The sequence below is a fragment of the Caballeronia sp. dw_276 genome, assembly GCF_018449635.1.
In the GTDB taxonomy this organism is placed as follows: Bacteria; Pseudomonadota; Gammaproteobacteria; order Burkholderiales; family Burkholderiaceae; genus Caballeronia.
In genome coordinates, this window is record NZ_JAAVUV010000011.1 from 1 (window position 1) to 13928 (window position 13928).

Here is a 13928-nt window from a genome sequence, read left to right on the forward strand (position 1 = left end):
GGCCGGTGCGATCGATGTCGAGGCGAAGGTTGCGTTCGGGAAATGCGCGACGTCGAACCAGTCCTTGTCCTGCGCCTGCTTGTTGTAGCTGTCGTCGCCGAGATCGTAGCTGGCGGTATCGATGTTGATGCTCGCGTTGCCGCCAGTCGGCTTGGCGGGATCGAAGTCGAGGGTTGCGGTGAACTTCTTGAACTTGCCATCGACGGGCACGTTCATTTGCTTGGACGTCGCCGTGACCGTGCTTTTGGCGGTATCGACCTGGGCTTGAGCGAACGCGGAAACCGTCGCGACCAGCGAAGCAGCCGAAACGCCGGCAATCCACCAACGGGAAAATTTCACGTGTTTCATGTAGGTCCTGGTGCGATGCGAATATTGAGACAAGCCGCTATTTGAGAATCAAAAGCAAATCCGCGCAACCCGCCTGCGGGAAACTGGCTATCAACAACCAGGAATCAATAAAGTCCAAATTTCGGCGAATACACCCCGAATTTGCACGTATCGGGCTTACCGAAGAAACGGGATCATGCGTGCGAGCAGGCCATCACGATCGACGAAATGGTGCTTCAGCGCCGCGAGCACGTGCATGGCAACCAGAACCAGCAGCGTGTAGTTCAGGTAGATATGAACCATTTTCAGCGTGACTTTCAGCGCGTTGTCCGGCCCGATGATCGTCGGCAGCGGCAGCACGCCGAGATAAACGACCTGAATCCCGGCGGCCGAACTGTACAGATAACCCGAGATCGGAATGATCAGCATCAGTACGTAAAGCAGGAAATGCGTGAGATGCGCGACGCCCTTCTGCCACCCCGGCATGCGCCGCGGCATGGACGGCGCCTTGTGCGTGCTGCGCCAGAGCACGCGGATCACGGCGAGCGCGAACACGGTCACGCCGATCCATTTATGCCACGAGAAGTACTTGAGTTTGGTTGGCGTGAAACCGGGGATGTCGGTCATGATCCAGCCGAGATAGAAGCCGCAGATAATCAATAGCGCGATCAACCAATGAAGGCCGATTGCGGTGCGGCTGTAGTTCTCGGAGCTGGCGAAATTCGGGCTGCGTTCCATACGGTGTCCACCAGAAAAAAGTGCGGAATTGACGTTTCCGACCTATGGGTTTATCGCTGGCAAAAGGGCGGCAAACCGAGAAGCAGGTCTTAAGGCCGCCATCCTACCCGAACAAGTAAAAAACGGCTTTCGGGAGGGAAAGATTTGCCGATCAGCAGATGGCTTCAGGCTGACGCCGGGATGTCTTGGACATGACATTTCGCTGCCATGCTGGAAAAACGGACTGAACCGGCATCGAACATGGTGGGAAAAGCGCCACCGCCGCGACAGCGGAACACCTCCAGGATTGATTGATCGGACCAAAACGTCCGGGCGCATCATATACCGGTGTGTTTCGGGCGCCGCCGTGCCTAGACGCGCCGAAGCGCCGCCGTTTGTTACCATGCGCGCTGGCCCGGCCCTTGCTCTTTTAAGCGGCTGCCCCGAACCAGGACGCAACACGACACTGAATAACACGCCCGCACGAGCCAGCATTCCACTCATGGAAGAAGACGAACTGATTGCCTGCCACGAATGCGACACGCTTTTTCACAAGCGTGCGCTGCCCGCGCGCAGTTCAGCAAAATGCACACGCTGCGGCGCCACGCTCTATCCCAGCGTGGCATCGAATCTGGACAAGCTTTGCGCCATCACGCTCGCTGCGCTGATCACGTTTCTGATCGCGCAGGCGTTTCCCATCGTGGAGCTGGAAACGAACGGGATCACCTCGCAGACCACGCTGATCGGCGCGATCGTGGCGTTGTGGGGCGAGAACATGGAAGTCATCGCCGTGATGGTTTTCTGCGCGACGATCCTCTTTCCGCTCACCGAGCTCGTCGCCATGCTGTATCTCATGGTCGCGCTGCGTGCCGGGTTCGTGCCGGCCGGGTTCAGCCAGGTGCTGCGCGCGATCCAGTTCGTGCGCCCCTGGGGAATGATCGAAGTCTTCATGCTCGGCGTGCTGGTCACGCTGGTGAAAATGGTGAGCATCGCGCGCGTGATTCCTGAAGCCGCGCTCTTCGCGTTCGGCGCATTGACGCTGCTTTTCGCGGTGATCCTGACTTTCGATCCACGCGCGCTCTGGGAAATCGCCGAGCGCCTGACCAAACGCGGTCCTCTCCGATACACCCCGTTCGGCGGCCTGCAATCCGGCATGGGCGCCGACCGGCAAACCGATCTCCAGGCCGAATCCCCGCTCGATTTGCTGCGGCCGCTTTCGCCGTCGGCAAGCACGCCGGCCGACGCATCCCCGGCCAATGCCGCGTCGGCCAACGCCGCGTCCCCACAGCCGAAGCCATGACTGACATACCCGCTTCACCGAAAGCCGAAGAAACCACGGAACCCGCGGAAAGCACGCCGTTCTACACCACGGCCTCGCGCGCCGGCCTGATTGGTTGCCACGCATGCAACCTCGTGCAAAAACGCGCGGTCACGGTCGAAACGCAGCGCTGCACGCGTTGCGGCGCCAAGCTTCACAGGCGCAATCCGGATTCCGTCGCGCGCACCTGGGCGCTGTTGCTCTCGGCCGCGATCCTCTACATTCCGGCGAATCTGTATCCCGTGCTGCACACGTCGTCGATTGTCGGTTCCGAGGACGACACCATCATGAGCGGCGTCGCCATGTTCTGGAACGACGGCGACTATCCGCTCTCGGCAATTATTTTTATCGCCAGTATCCTCGTGCCGATGTTGAAACTCGGCACCCTCGCCTATCTCACCTGGGCCACGCAAACGGCATCGAAATGGCGTCCGCGGCAGCGCACGACGCTTTATCGGATCGTCGAAAAAATCGGCCGATGGTCAATGCTCGATGTCTTCGTCGTCACCCTCACCGTCGCGCTCGTGCGCTTCGGGTCGCTGGCCGTGATCACGCCGGGGCCGGGCGCGCTGGCGTTCGGCTGCGTCGTGGTGCTGACCATGCTCGCCTCCATGCAATTCGACCCGCGGCTGATGTGGGATCACATCGAACCTTCAGGAAAGAAATATGACTAGCCCGCAAGGCCCCTCCAACGATACGGCCAAGGGCCCCAACGAGCCTTCCCGAAATGCCGGCGGCGGCGGATTGCCGCCGAACCTGCCCGATCCCGTGATCGAACCGCGCAGCCGATGGATCCCGTCGCTCGTCTGGGTGATTCCGCTGGTCGCGGCGCTGATCGGCATTGCGCTGGTCGTGAAGTCGGTCGCCGGGCGCGGACCGACCATCACGATCAGTTTCGTGAGCGCCGAAGGGCTGGAGAACGGCAAGACGAAGCTGAAATACAAGGACGTGGATGTTGGTACGGTCAAGAACATCACGTTGTCGAAGGACCATTCGCGTGTTCTCGTCGATGTCCAGCTGACCAAGGTCGCCGAGGATTTCGCGGTGAAGGACACGCGCTTCTGGGTCGTGCGTCCGCGCGTGGCGGCGAGCGGGGTGACCGGGCTCGGCACGTTGTTGTCGGGCGCCTACATTGGCGTCGATGCCGGCAAGTCGAAGGAGGACGAGACGCATTTCGTGGGGCTCGAATCGCCGCCAGCGGTGACCGGCGACCAGAAGGGCCGCCAGTTCACGTTGCGCGGTGATTCGCTGGGTTCCATCGATATTGGATCGCCTATTTATTACCGTCGCGTTCAGGTGGGCCAGGTTGCAGGCTTTTCACTCGATAAGGACGGCACCGGCGTCACCATGCAGGTCTTCGTGAACGCGCCGTACGATCAATACGTGGGCACGAATGCGCGCTGGTGGCACGCAAGCGGCGTGGATCTGCGGCTCGACTCGAGCGGCTTCAAGCTCAACACGCAATCGCTCGCGACCGTGGTGCTCGGCGGCATTGCGTTCCAGACGCCGCCGAATCAGGAACCGGGTCAGCAGGCGCCCGACAACATGACATTCCGCCTCGGTTCCGACGAATCCGACGCCATGCGCGATCCGGATGGCCAGCCCATACGCGTTGTCATGAACTTCAACCAGTCGCTGCGCGGTTTGTCGGTGGGTGCACCTATCGATTTCCGCGGCATTTTGCTGGGCAGCGTGACGGGCATCGCGATTGAATACGATCCGAAATCGCGCGCCTTCCAGATGCCGGTCACCATGAACATCTATCCGGACCGCCTGGGCAAGCGTTTCCGCGATTCGGTTCCACGCCAGAACACCGTCGCCGGGCAGGAATTGCTGCAAAAGCTGGTCGCAAACGGCTTGCGTGGACAATTGCGCACCGGCAATCTGCTGACCGGGCAGCTTTACGTTGCGCTCGATATCTTCCCGAAGGCGGCGAAGGCCACGGTGGATGTCGCCGCCGATCCGCTCGAATTGCCGACCGTGCCGAACACGCTCGACGAACTGCAGTTGCAGGTCGCGGACATTGCGAAGAAGCTCGACAAGATTCCGTTCGACGATATCGGCAACAACCTGAACAGCGCGCTGAAGAACGCAAACAGCCTCTTCAAGCAACTCGATACACAAGTGGCGCCCGAAGCGCGTGACACGCTGACCGCCGCGAAGAAGACCTTCACGGAAGCGCAAAGCACGCTGCAGCAGGATTCGCCGCTGCAATCGGACGTTCACCAGGCGCTGCAGGAACTCACGCGGACGCTGCAATCGCTCAATGCGCTCTCCGATTATCTGGAACGTCATCCGGAATCGCTGTTGCGTGGAAAACCAGGAGATAAGCCATGAGTCTGGCCGGAATGTTCAAGGCCGCCGGCGGCGCGTCGGCGCTCGCCTTCGTGGCGGCGCTCGCCGCATGCAGCAGTTCACCGCCCGCGCGTTTCTATACGCTGGGCGGCGCCTCCAGCGACAACGCCGTGAGGACGGCCGCGCCTGCATCGTTCTATCTGGAACTGGCGCCCGTGGATATGCCGCCGCAGGTCGCCAAAAACCAGATGGTCGTGCAGGACGGCGCCGCGCAAGTGCGCGTGCTCGAGGACCAGCGCTGGGCATCGCTTCCTGCCGACGAAGTGCGGCGCGCGTTATCGGCGGATCTGTCGCAGCAGCTTGGCGCCATCGATGTCTATGGCACGCCGCATCCAGAAGGCGTGGCGGTGTATCGCGTGAAGGTGAATGTGCAGCGCTTCGAGTCGTCGCCGGGAAAACGCGCGTTGATCGATGCCGTATGGAGCGTGCGTGGCGTCAGCAATCAGGCGGTTTTGACATGCCGGACCGTGGCCGAGCAACCCGTTGCGGATGGGTATGACGCGCTGGTCGCGGGGCATCGGCAAGCCGTGGATTCGCTGGCGGGCGCAATTTCCGCCGGTGTGAAGACCGTGAGCTCGGCGCCCGCGCCGTTGACGGCTGCCGCGCCGGCCAAAGGCGCGAAGGCGGCAATCCCGACGCCGCCGCGCGTGTTGCCTTGTCCGGTGGCGGCCATGTCGGCGGCACAGTGATTCGGGTTCGACACCTGCATTAACCGTAGGCCAGCTGCCACTAATGCAACCCGGTTGCACCGAAAGGTGCGCCGGGTTTTTTGTCGCCCGACCACAACGCCCTAATCTCGAAATTAAGTCGGTACGCGCCGGGGCGGTTAAGATCGCTCTCCGTGACTACTCATTGCAGAATCCAAAATACAGATGATGAAACTGATCGGTTCGCTCGCCAGCCCGTACGTTCGAAAGACGCGGATTGTGATGGCAGAAAAGAAGATCGACTGCGAACTGGTGCTCGAAAACGTCTGGGCATCTGATTCGAATATCCATGCTTACAATCCGCTCGGCAAGGTGCCTTGCCTGATCCTGGACGATGGCGAAGCGGTTTTCGATTCGCGCGTGATCTGCGAATTCGTCGATACGCTCACGCCGGTGGGCAAGCTTTTGCCACAGGAACGTCGCGAACGCACTGAAGTGCGGTGCTGGGAAGCGCTTGCCGACGGCATGCTGGACGCGGCCGTGCTGATCCGCCTGGAAGGCACGCAACGCGAGGAAGCGAATCGCAACGACGCGTGGATCGCCCGGCAGCAACGCAAGATCGACGACGGCCTGAAGGCGATGTCGAAGGGACTCGCCGCCAAGAACTGGTGCTCGGCGAATCACTTCACGCTCGCCGATATTGCTTGTGGGTGCTCGCTCGGTTATCTCGATTACCGTATGCCCGAGTTGAACTGGCGCGAGGATTACCCGAATCTCGACAAGCACATGCAGCGCCTGTCGTTGCGTCAGTCTTTCATCGATACATTGCCAGTTTGATTTCTGACCGGCTCGACGAAAAAAGCCCCTTGCGGGGCTTTTTTTATTGCAGCGTGATTACTTCGCCAAAGCCTTCTTCAGTACCGTATTCGCCTGTTCGATCGCGGCGCGCGTGGCCGGCGTCTTCGCCAGCGCGTTGAGCATCACGAAGTCGTGGATCGTGCCTTCATAACGCACGGCCGTCACGCGGACGCCCGCCTGCGAGAGCTTGCGGGCGTAGGCTTCGCCTTCGTCGCGCAGGACGTCGTTTTCGTCGGTGATGACAAGCGCTGGCGGCAAGTCCTTCAACTGATCGAGCGTCGCCCGCAGCGGCGATGCCGTGATCTTCTCCCGATCGGCCGCGTTCGGCGCATATGCGTCCCAGAACCACTTCATCGCGTTCTTTGTGAGCCACGGGCCATCGGCAAACTCGTTGTACGAGCCGTCGTCGAAGTTTGCGTCGGTGACCGGATAGAACAGCACCTGATAACGCAGCGCCGGGCCGCCCTGTTCCTTCGCCATCAGCGTGACAGCCGCCGCCATGTTGCCGCCGACGCTGTCGCCCGCTACGGCCATGCGGGTCGCATCGACATTGAACTGTTTTGCGTGCTCAGCCACGTAGCGCGTCGCGGCGTAGGCCTGCTCGGTCGGCACCGGGAATTTGATCTCGGGCGAGCGATCATAATCGACGAAAACCACGGTCGCCTGCGCGCCATTCGCAATTTCACGGATCAGGCGGTCGTGCGTGTTTTTATCGCCGAGGACCCAGCCGCCACCGTGGAAATACATGATCACAGGCAGCACGCCTTTGGCATGCGCCGGACGCACGATGCGAAGCGCGATCTTGCCGGTCGGACCGGCATCGATCACGCGGTCTTCGACCTGCGCGGCCTCCTTTTCCACCGGCTGCGACTGGGCGCCGGCGAGGACATTGCGGGCATCGGCGGGAGACAGGGTGTAGATCGGCGGGCCTTTTTGCGCGGTGAGTGCATCGATGAACTGCTGCGTCGCCGGTTCGAGGACGGGCGCAGCGTGCGCGATGACGCTTGCGGTCAGCGTTGCAGCGACAGCGGATGCGATGGCAATAGACTTGAGCTTGAACATGTTGACTCCTTGGATGGTGTTGGTGGTCAAAAAAACCAGATAAAACTTCTTGAATATCAAATGCATCTACTTGTAGATAGACATCAGTAGTTGATGCTCCGGTAAAGCATGGTGAACATGAGTAAACTTTGATAAAGCAATGCCATTCGTAATGCGGCAGAAGACCTTTGGCGTTCTGCTTACGTTAATCCGGCTCTATCCTATTCAAATGCGGTAAAAAAGTGACACCGCTTTAAAAATCGGAAATCAAAATCTACCTACTCAAAGGTAGACTAAGCGTGGTTAATTTCCATTAAATTTGATAAACGCTTATTCATTCTTAACAATATTCCGAACAATTACTTTTCATTACAGCGTCACGAGCGCGAAGAATGCCAATTCCCGATCACCGTTTCACGGTTTGCGTAACTTCATCGAGACGAACCTTGGAATGAAACAATCGACACGCTAACAGACTGCCCTGATACGCCGCGAACAATGCCCGCGCCGTTACCTCGGGCTTGCCGTTCACCCGCAGGGTTTCCTGCTTCTCGCCCTCGGCCAGCACTTTCGCCAGCCATGATTCATTCGCCTTGAAAAAGGCTTGAACCGCGTGACGAACGTCGTCGGGCAATGATTGAATATCCGCAGCCAGCATTCCGCACAAACACACCTGATCGCCTTCGCCCACGATCTTGCCGAACAGCTTTACGTATCGATCGAGTTTTTTCTCGGCGGACGCCGAGCTGTCGATGGCGTAAATAGACGACATGACATCTGCGCTATAGGTATTCACCGCTTCGAGCACCAGATCTTCCTTCGACGGGAAGTAATAGTGAATGCTCGATGTCTTTACCCCGACCAGCGCCGAGAGGTCTCGATAACTGAAACCGTTATAGCCACGCGTCATCAACAGGATTTGCGCGTGATCGAGCAGTTGCTCGCGAACGGTATTCTTGTCTGGAGTTTTCTCGGTGTTCATATCGGGGTTGTTTCAACCTGCGGATACCTGCAATGAGTCGTAATTTATCTACTAGAAGGTAGATAGTCAAGTAATTTTTAAGATTAAAGAAGATTAAGACGATCAACAAAAAAGCGGGCCGCAGCCCGCTCTTCGACCATCCGCACGGCTATGCGCGTCATCGAGGCGTCAACAACGCCGCCTGAGCTTCGCGCCGCGCCGGCTGCGCCGTTGCCGCATGTTCGATGATGCCGCCGCCCAGACAAACATCGCCTTGATAGAGCACCGCCGATTGTCCCGGCGTGACGGCCCACTGGGCATCGTTGAAACGCAGCTCGAAGCGGCCATCCGCCTCCGATGCGCCCACCACGCAGGCCGAATCCGCCTGCCTATAACGCGTCTTCGCCGCGCACTCCAGCCCTTCAAGCGGCGCCGCGCCTGCAACCCAGCTCGTGTTTCCGCCAACGAGCGAATGCGACAACAGCCACGGATGATCGTGACCCTGCACCACATACAACGTGTTCGACGCCATGTCCTTGCCCGCGACGAACCACGGATCGCCGCTGCCGTCCTTGCTGCCGCCGAGGCCAATGCCCTTGCGTTGCCCGAACGTATAGAACGCGAGCCCGACATGCTCGCCGATCACCTTGCCATCGGGCGTTTTCATCGGGCCGGGTTGCGTAGGCAGATAGCGGTTCAGGAATTCGCGAAACGGCCGTTCGCCGATAAAACAAATCCCCGTCGAATCCTTCTTCGCCGCGTTCGGCAAACCGATCTGCGCCGCGATCTCGCGGACCTTCGTCTTCGGCATCTCGCCGAGCGGAAACAGCGTCTTCGACAACTGCGCCTGATTCAGCCGATGCAAAAAGTACGATTGATCCTTGGTGTGATCCGTGGCTTTGAGCAGCTCGAACAAACCGTCGCGTTCCCGCACGCGCGCGTAATGGCCGGTCGCGATGGTTTCGCCGCCAAGCGACATCGCGTGGTCGAGGAAAGCCTTGAATTTGATTTCGGCGTTGCACAGCACGTCCGGATTGGGCGTACGGCCAGCTGAATATTCCCGCAGGAATTCGGCGAACACGCGATCCTTGTATTCGGCCGCGAAGTTGACCGCTTCCACGTCGATGCCGATCAGATCCGCTACCGACACTACATCGATCCAGTCCTGCCGGGTCGAGCAATATTCGCTGTCGTCGTCATCTTCCCAGTTCTTCATGAACAGGCCGATCACGTCGTAGCCCTGCTCTTTCAGCAGCCACGCGGTCACCGACGAATCCACGCCGCCCGACATGCCCACCACGACTTTCTGTTTTCCGGCCTTGCTCATTTTGCTTTCTGCCTGATGCTTGAATAAATCCGAAACTTAATCCCGCACCGGCGCGACCGAGTGCGTATGAATGAAGTCGAGCGGCACGCGCCGCCCGGCGAGGTAATGATCGAGACATTCCAGCACGGCCGGCGACCTGTGCCGCCCGGCGCAAGCGCGCAGTTCGTCGGCGGTCATCCACATGGCGCGCACGATGCCGTCGTCCAGTTGCGCACCCGCGACCGGGCCGGATGTCGTGCCACAAAACGTAATCCGCAGATACGTCGCCGATTTCCCCGGCCGCTCGAAATGCGTGAGATACGTGCCGACAAGCGCCTCCGGCTCGAAACGATGTGCCGTTTCCTCGAGCGTCTCGCGCTTCACGGCATCGACAAGCGTTTCCCCCGCTTCCAGATGGCCGGCCGGCTGATTAATCTTGAGTCCGTCGGACGTTTGCTCCTCGATCACGAGAAAGCGCCCGTCCCGCTCCACAATGGCCGCGACGGTGACGCGCGGTGTCCAGCGTTCAGTATTCATGGGACCGTATTTTACCGTTTTGCGCGTTTTCCCGCCGTTCGCGGAGTTGATGAACGTTGTTGCCCGATGGCGTCAATTTTCGCGAATGTTTCGGTTACAGTGGCAATCAGTCGCAAAAATCAGCTTAAAGAACCGCCCGCTGGACCGCTCATTCACGTGCGCAGGCGTCTCCACCCAGCAACAGCGCGAGCGACTGCACACGGCCATAACAGAACTAGAACGTGAGGAGGATAAAGATGCATATCGGAGTGCCTGCCGAGACGCGGGCGAACGAGGCGCGCGTCGCCGCCACGCCCGAGACGGTCAAGAAGCTCGTGTCGCAAGGTCACCGGGTCACGGTGCAGCGCGGCGCGGGGCTGCCGGCGAGTTATATCGATGAAGCCTTCGCCGCCGCCGGCGCCGAGCTAGTCGATGCCAACACCGCATTCGCCGCCGATCTCGTCCTCAAGGTCCATTCGCCCAACGAAGCCGAATTGCCGTTGCTGAAACACGGCGCGGTCCTGGCCGGCATGCTCGACCCCTTCAACGCCGACAACAACACGCGTCTCGCCGCGTCCGGCATCACCGCGTTCGCGCTTGAAGCCGCGCCGCGCACGACGCGCGCGCAGAGTCTGGACGTGTTGTCATCGCAGGCGAATATTGCCGGGTACAAGGCCGTGCTCGTTGCGAGCAACATCTATCAGCGCTTCATGCCCATGCTGATGACCGCGGCCGGCACCGTGAAAGCGGCGCGCGTGCTCGTGCTGGGCGCGGGCGTCGCGGGCTTGCAGGCGATCGCCACGGCCAAGCGGCTGGGGGCGGTCATCGAAGCGTCGGATGTGCGTCCTGCCGTGAAGGAGCAAATCGAATCGCTGGGCGCGAAGTTCCTCGACGTCCCCTATGAAACCGATGAAGAGCGCGAAGCCGCAGTCGGCGTCGGCGGATACGCGCGGCCAATGCCCGCAAGCTGGCTCGCGCGGCAATCCGTACTCGTCGCCGAACGCGCGAAGCAAGCGGATATCGTGATCGCGACAGCGCTGATTCCCGGACGTCCCGCGCCGACCTTGATCGCGGCTGAAACCGTCGCGCAGATGAAGCCGGGCTCGGTCATCGTCGATCTGGCCGCTGGACGCGGTCCCGAATTCGAAGGCCGGCGCGGCGGCAATTGTCCGCTGACCGAACCCGATCAGGTCGTGATGAAGCACGGCGTGCATCTGGTCGGCTACACCAATCTTGCATCGATGGTCGCAACCGACGCCTCCGCCCTTTACGCGCGAAACCTGCTCGATTTCATCAAGCTGATCGTGACGAAGGAAGGCACGTTGAACATCGATATGGCCGACGACATCGTCGCAGCCACGCTCTTGTGCCGCGACGGCCAGGTCACGCGCGGGATCAAAGGAGACTGACATGGAACTGGTTAATCACACGGTCATCAACCTGATCATTTTCGTGCTCGCGATCTACGTCGGGTATCACGTTGTCTGGAACGTCACGCCTGCCTTGCATACGCCTTTGATGGCGGTCACGAACGCGATATCGGCGATCGTGATTGTCGGCGCGATGCTCGCCGCCGGACTCACCATAGGTGGCGCCGGCAAGTTCTTTGGCACGCTTGCCGTGTTATTGGCGGCGGTCAACGTGTTCGGCGGATTTCTGGTGACGCGGCGAATGCTCGAAATGTTCAAGAAGAAAGCGCCGAAGCAAATCGCCTCGTCGAAGGAGATTGCGCAATGAGCATGAGCGTAGTCACCCTCCTGTATCTCGTGGCGTCAGTGTGTTTCATCCAGGCGCTCAAGGGTTTATCGAATCCGAAGACAGCGCGTATCGGCAACACGTTCGGCATGGCCGGCATGGCGATCGCGATCCTCACGACCATCGCGTTGATCGTGAAGCAGGCTTCGGCGCTGGGATCGGATCTGTCGCTGGGTTTGGGATTGCTGTTTGCGGCGCTCGTGGTCGGCGGCGCGATTGGCGCGTACGTTGCAGCGAAAGTCGAGATGACGAAGATGCCCGAACTCGTCGCCGCCATGCACTCGCTGATCGGTCTGGCGGCGGTTGCCATTGCGTATGCCGTTGTTTCGGAACCCTCGGCATTCGGACTTGCCGCGTTGGGCGAGCCGATTCCCGTGGGCAATCGCGTGGAGTTGTTTATCGGCACGTTCGTGGGGGCGATCACGTTCTCGGGTTCGGTGATCGCGTTCGGGAAGCTCTCGGGCAAGTATCAGTTCAGGTTGTTCAAGGGCGCGCCGGTGGTGTACGCCGGCCAGCACATGATCAACTTGCTGCTCGCCATCGCGATGCTCGGCTTCGGCATCATCTTCATGTTCACGCAGTCGTGGCTGCCGTTCGTGATCATGACGCTGATCGCGTTTGCGCTCGGCGTGCTGATCATCATCCCGATCGGCGGCGCGGATATGCCGGTGGTTGTATCCATGCTCAACTCGTACTCCGGCTGGGCGGCGGCGGGCATCGGCTTCTCGCTGAACAATCCGATGTTGATCATCGCCGGATCGCTGGTGGGTTCGTCGGGCGCGATTCTCTCGTACATCATGTGCCGCGCGATGAACCGCTCGTTTTTCAACGTGCTGTTGGGCGGCTTCGGTAATGAAGGCGGCGCGGCGGCAACCGATGGCGCGAAGGAACAACGACCGGTGAAATCCGGTTCCGCCGATGACGCCGCGTTCATGCTCGGCAACGCCGAAACGGTGGTGATCGTGCCGGGTTATGGATTGGCCGTGGCACGCGCTCAACACGCGTTGAAAGAACTCACCGATAAGCTCATCGAGAAAGGCATCGATGTGAAGTACGCGATTCACCCGGTGGCCGGGCGGATGCCGGGGCATATGAATGTGTTGCTGGCCGAAGCCGAGGTGGACTACGAGTTGGTCCACGAGATGGAGGACATCAACGGCGAGTTCCAGCAGACGGACGTGGTCCTGGTGCTTGGGGCGAACGATGTGGTGAACCCGGCGGCTAAAACCGATCCCAAGTCGGTGATCGCCGGGATGCCGATTCTGGAGGCGTATCGGGCGAAGACGATTATCGTGAACAAACGGTCGATGGCGGCGGGTTATGCAGGGCTTGATAACGAACTGTTCTATATGGACAAAACGATGATGGTTTTCGGGGATGCGAAGAAAGTGATCGAGGATATGGTGAAGGCGGTGGAGTGAAGTGCGCTATCGGGATCGGCGTCTCAATTGAAACGCCGATTTCCAATTTTTCGATGTTCATAAGTCTGGATTCTCAACGCATATCCATGTACTATCAGATTTTAATCTGATTGGAATCGTACCATGTTACTCGATCGAGCCGACCAAGCGATTTCGTCAACCGATCTACAGAAAAATACGAAGGCACTTTTGGACCGTATTACGTCAGGCGAGCAAGACCGTTATGTCGTCATTCGCGACAACCGACCTGCGGCCGTTTTAATGCCTACCGAAAGGTATGAGGCGATCATGAACGAGTTAGAGGATTTGAGGATTGACGCGTTGGCTCGGGAGCGACTTGCAACGCTGGACGAATCGACTAGTCTTTCGCACGCCGACATGCTGAGCTACTTTGAGAAAGCCGACTGATGGTGTGGACGGTCAAGTATCACCCCGCCGTGAAACGCGATTTGCTAAGCATGGGGCGCGTTGAAGCGGCGGCTATTCTGAAGGTCATCGAGACTCGCATTCTTCACGGTGAACCCGACAAGTCTGGTAAGGCGCTTAATGGTCCGCTGGCCGGGTGCCGCCGTATCCGCACAGGGCAGACGCGAATCGTTTATCGCGTGAATGGACAACGCGTGGAGGTCCTGATAATTGCCGTCGGCATGCGTCGGGATAACGAAATATATGAAGCGGCGACAGACCGCGTCGACTAGCTGTCCGC

16 protein-coding genes are annotated in these 13928 nt (G+C 59.6%); 10 read left to right on the forward strand and 6 right to left on the reverse strand.

What is annotated here, in order from left to right:
- Positions 1-348 (reverse strand): YceI family protein (locus HB633_RS21955; protein WP_213780257.1); only part of this gene is annotated, 348 nt, incomplete at its 3' end.
- A 156-nt stretch (positions 349-504) separates the two neighbouring features.
- The gene (locus HB633_RS21960) at positions 505-1065 is read right to left on the reverse strand and encodes a cytochrome b (RefSeq protein ID WP_213780258.1); all 561 of its coding nucleotides are present in this window, start codon (positions 1063-1065) and stop codon (positions 505-507) included.
- A gap of 481 nt (positions 1066-1546) precedes the next feature.
- Here HB633_RS21960 and HB633_RS21965 point away from each other — a divergent pair, with 481 nt between their 5' ends.
- From HB633_RS21965 to HB633_RS21985, 5 genes are all read left to right on the forward strand, one after another.
- Complete coding sequence (locus HB633_RS21965) at positions 1547-2344, forward strand: paraquat-inducible protein A (RefSeq protein ID WP_213780259.1); 798 nt, start codon at positions 1547-1549, stop codon at positions 2342-2344.
- Positions 2341-3036 carry a paraquat-inducible protein A gene (locus HB633_RS21970; protein ID WP_213780260.1) on the forward strand — a complete coding sequence of 232 codons (696 nt, stop codon included), beginning with the start codon at positions 2341-2343 and terminating at the stop codon, positions 3034-3036. Before HB633_RS21965 ends, HB633_RS21970 begins: the two co-directional genes overlap by 4 nt.
- The gene (locus HB633_RS21975; protein WP_213780261.1) at positions 3029-4699 is read left to right on the forward strand and encodes an MlaD family protein; all 1671 of its coding nucleotides are present in this window, start codon (positions 3029-3031) and stop codon (positions 4697-4699) included. Before HB633_RS21970 ends, HB633_RS21975 begins: the two co-directional genes overlap by 8 nt.
- Positions 4696-5406: a PqiC family protein gene (locus HB633_RS21980; protein WP_213780262.1), complete on the forward strand. Its 711-nt coding sequence runs from the start codon at positions 4696-4698 to the stop codon at positions 5404-5406. The genes HB633_RS21975 and HB633_RS21980 overlap by 4 nt, the downstream gene beginning before the upstream one ends.
- Before the next feature lie 183 nt (positions 5407-5589).
- On the forward strand, positions 5590-6201 hold the full coding sequence (locus tag HB633_RS21985; protein WP_213780263.1) for a glutathione S-transferase C-terminal domain-containing protein: 612 nt from the start codon (positions 5590-5592) through the stop codon (positions 6199-6201).
- 57 nt (positions 6202-6258) lie between these two features.
- On the opposite strand, the gene HB633_RS21990 is transcribed toward HB633_RS21985, so the two are convergent.
- From HB633_RS21990 to HB633_RS22005, 4 genes are all read right to left on the reverse strand, one after another.
- On the reverse strand, positions 6259-7284 hold the full coding sequence (locus HB633_RS21990; RefSeq protein WP_213780264.1) for an alpha/beta hydrolase: 1026 nt from the start codon (positions 7282-7284) through the stop codon (positions 6259-6261).
- A 385-nt stretch (positions 7285-7669) separates the two neighbouring features.
- Entirely contained in the window at positions 7670-8245 is a 576-nt protein-coding gene (locus tag HB633_RS21995; RefSeq protein WP_213780265.1) for a TetR/AcrR family transcriptional regulator, read from the reverse strand.
- A gap of 157 nt (positions 8246-8402) precedes the next feature.
- Positions 8403-9551, reverse strand: coding sequence for a tRNA 2-thiouridine(34) synthase MnmA (gene mnmA, locus HB633_RS22000; RefSeq protein WP_213780266.1), 1149 nt, complete (start codon positions 9549-9551; stop codon positions 8403-8405).
- A gap of 36 nt (positions 9552-9587) precedes the next feature.
- On the reverse strand, positions 9588-10067 hold the full coding sequence (locus HB633_RS22005; RefSeq protein ID WP_213780267.1) for an NUDIX hydrolase: 480 nt from the start codon (positions 10065-10067) through the stop codon (positions 9588-9590).
- Between the two features lie 236 nt (positions 10068-10303).
- Between HB633_RS22005 and HB633_RS22010 the strand changes: the two genes are divergently transcribed.
- From HB633_RS22010 to HB633_RS22030, 5 genes are all read left to right on the forward strand, one after another.
- Entirely contained in the window at positions 10304-11455 is a 1152-nt protein-coding gene (locus HB633_RS22010) for a Re/Si-specific NAD(P)(+) transhydrogenase subunit alpha (RefSeq protein WP_213780268.1), read from the forward strand.
- A 1-nt stretch (position 11456) separates the two neighbouring features.
- Positions 11457-11783, forward strand: a complete 327-nt coding sequence (locus HB633_RS22015; RefSeq protein ID WP_213780269.1) for an NAD(P) transhydrogenase subunit alpha — start codon at positions 11457-11459, stop codon at positions 11781-11783.
- On the forward strand, positions 11780-13222 hold the full coding sequence (locus HB633_RS22020) for an NAD(P)(+) transhydrogenase (Re/Si-specific) subunit beta (protein WP_213780270.1): 1443 nt from the start codon (positions 11780-11782) through the stop codon (positions 13220-13222). Before HB633_RS22015 ends, HB633_RS22020 begins: the two co-directional genes overlap by 4 nt.
- 123 nt (positions 13223-13345) lie before the next feature.
- Positions 13346-13630 (forward strand): type II toxin-antitoxin system Phd/YefM family antitoxin, encoded by a 285-nt coding sequence (locus HB633_RS22025; RefSeq protein ID WP_213780271.1) that lies wholly within the window; start codon positions 13346-13348, stop codon positions 13628-13630.
- Complete coding sequence (locus HB633_RS22030; RefSeq protein WP_213780272.1) at positions 13630-13920, forward strand: type II toxin-antitoxin system RelE/ParE family toxin; 291 nt, start codon at positions 13630-13632, stop codon at positions 13918-13920. Before HB633_RS22025 ends, HB633_RS22030 begins: the two co-directional genes overlap by 1 nt.
- Positions 13921-13928: the final 8 nt, after the last annotated feature.

Coding starts and splice junctions, on each gene's coding strand:
- HB633_RS21960 (WP_213780258.1), bottom strand. CDS start 1,065: ATGGAACGCAGCCCGAATTTCGCCAGCTCCGAGAACTACAGCCGCACC.
- HB633_RS21965 (WP_213780259.1), top strand. CDS start 1,547: ATGGAAGAAGACGAACTGATTGCCTGCCACGAATGCGACACGCTTTTT.
- HB633_RS21970 (WP_213780260.1), top strand. CDS start 2,341: ATGACTGACATACCCGCTTCACCGAAAGCCGAAGAAACCACGGAACCC.
- HB633_RS21975 (WP_213780261.1), top strand. CDS start 3,029: ATGACTAGCCCGCAAGGCCCCTCCAACGATACGGCCAAGGGCCCCAAC.
- HB633_RS21980 (WP_213780262.1), top strand. CDS start 4,696: ATGAGTCTGGCCGGAATGTTCAAGGCCGCCGGCGGCGCGTCGGCGCTC.
- HB633_RS21985 (WP_213780263.1), top strand. CDS start 5,590: ATGATGAAACTGATCGGTTCGCTCGCCAGCCCGTACGTTCGAAAGACG.
- HB633_RS21990 (WP_213780264.1), bottom strand. CDS start 7,284: ATGTTCAAGCTCAAGTCTATTGCCATCGCATCCGCTGTCGCTGCAACG.
- HB633_RS21995 (WP_213780265.1), bottom strand. CDS start 8,245: ATGAACACCGAGAAAACTCCAGACAAGAATACCGTTCGCGAGCAACTG.
- mnmA (WP_213780266.1), bottom strand. CDS start 9,551: ATGAGCAAGGCCGGAAAACAGAAAGTCGTGGTGGGCATGTCGGGCGGC.
- HB633_RS22005 (WP_213780267.1), bottom strand. CDS start 10,067: ATGAATACTGAACGCTGGACACCGCGCGTCACCGTCGCGGCCATTGTG.
- HB633_RS22010 (WP_213780268.1), top strand. CDS start 10,304: ATGCATATCGGAGTGCCTGCCGAGACGCGGGCGAACGAGGCGCGCGTC.
- HB633_RS22015 (WP_213780269.1), top strand. CDS start 11,457: ATGGAACTGGTTAATCACACGGTCATCAACCTGATCATTTTCGTGCTC.
- HB633_RS22020 (WP_213780270.1), top strand. CDS start 11,780: ATGAGCATGAGCGTAGTCACCCTCCTGTATCTCGTGGCGTCAGTGTGT.
- HB633_RS22025 (WP_213780271.1), top strand. CDS start 13,346: ATGTTACTCGATCGAGCCGACCAAGCGATTTCGTCAACCGATCTACAG.
- HB633_RS22030 (WP_213780272.1), top strand. CDS start 13,630: ATGGTGTGGACGGTCAAGTATCACCCCGCCGTGAAACGCGATTTGCTA.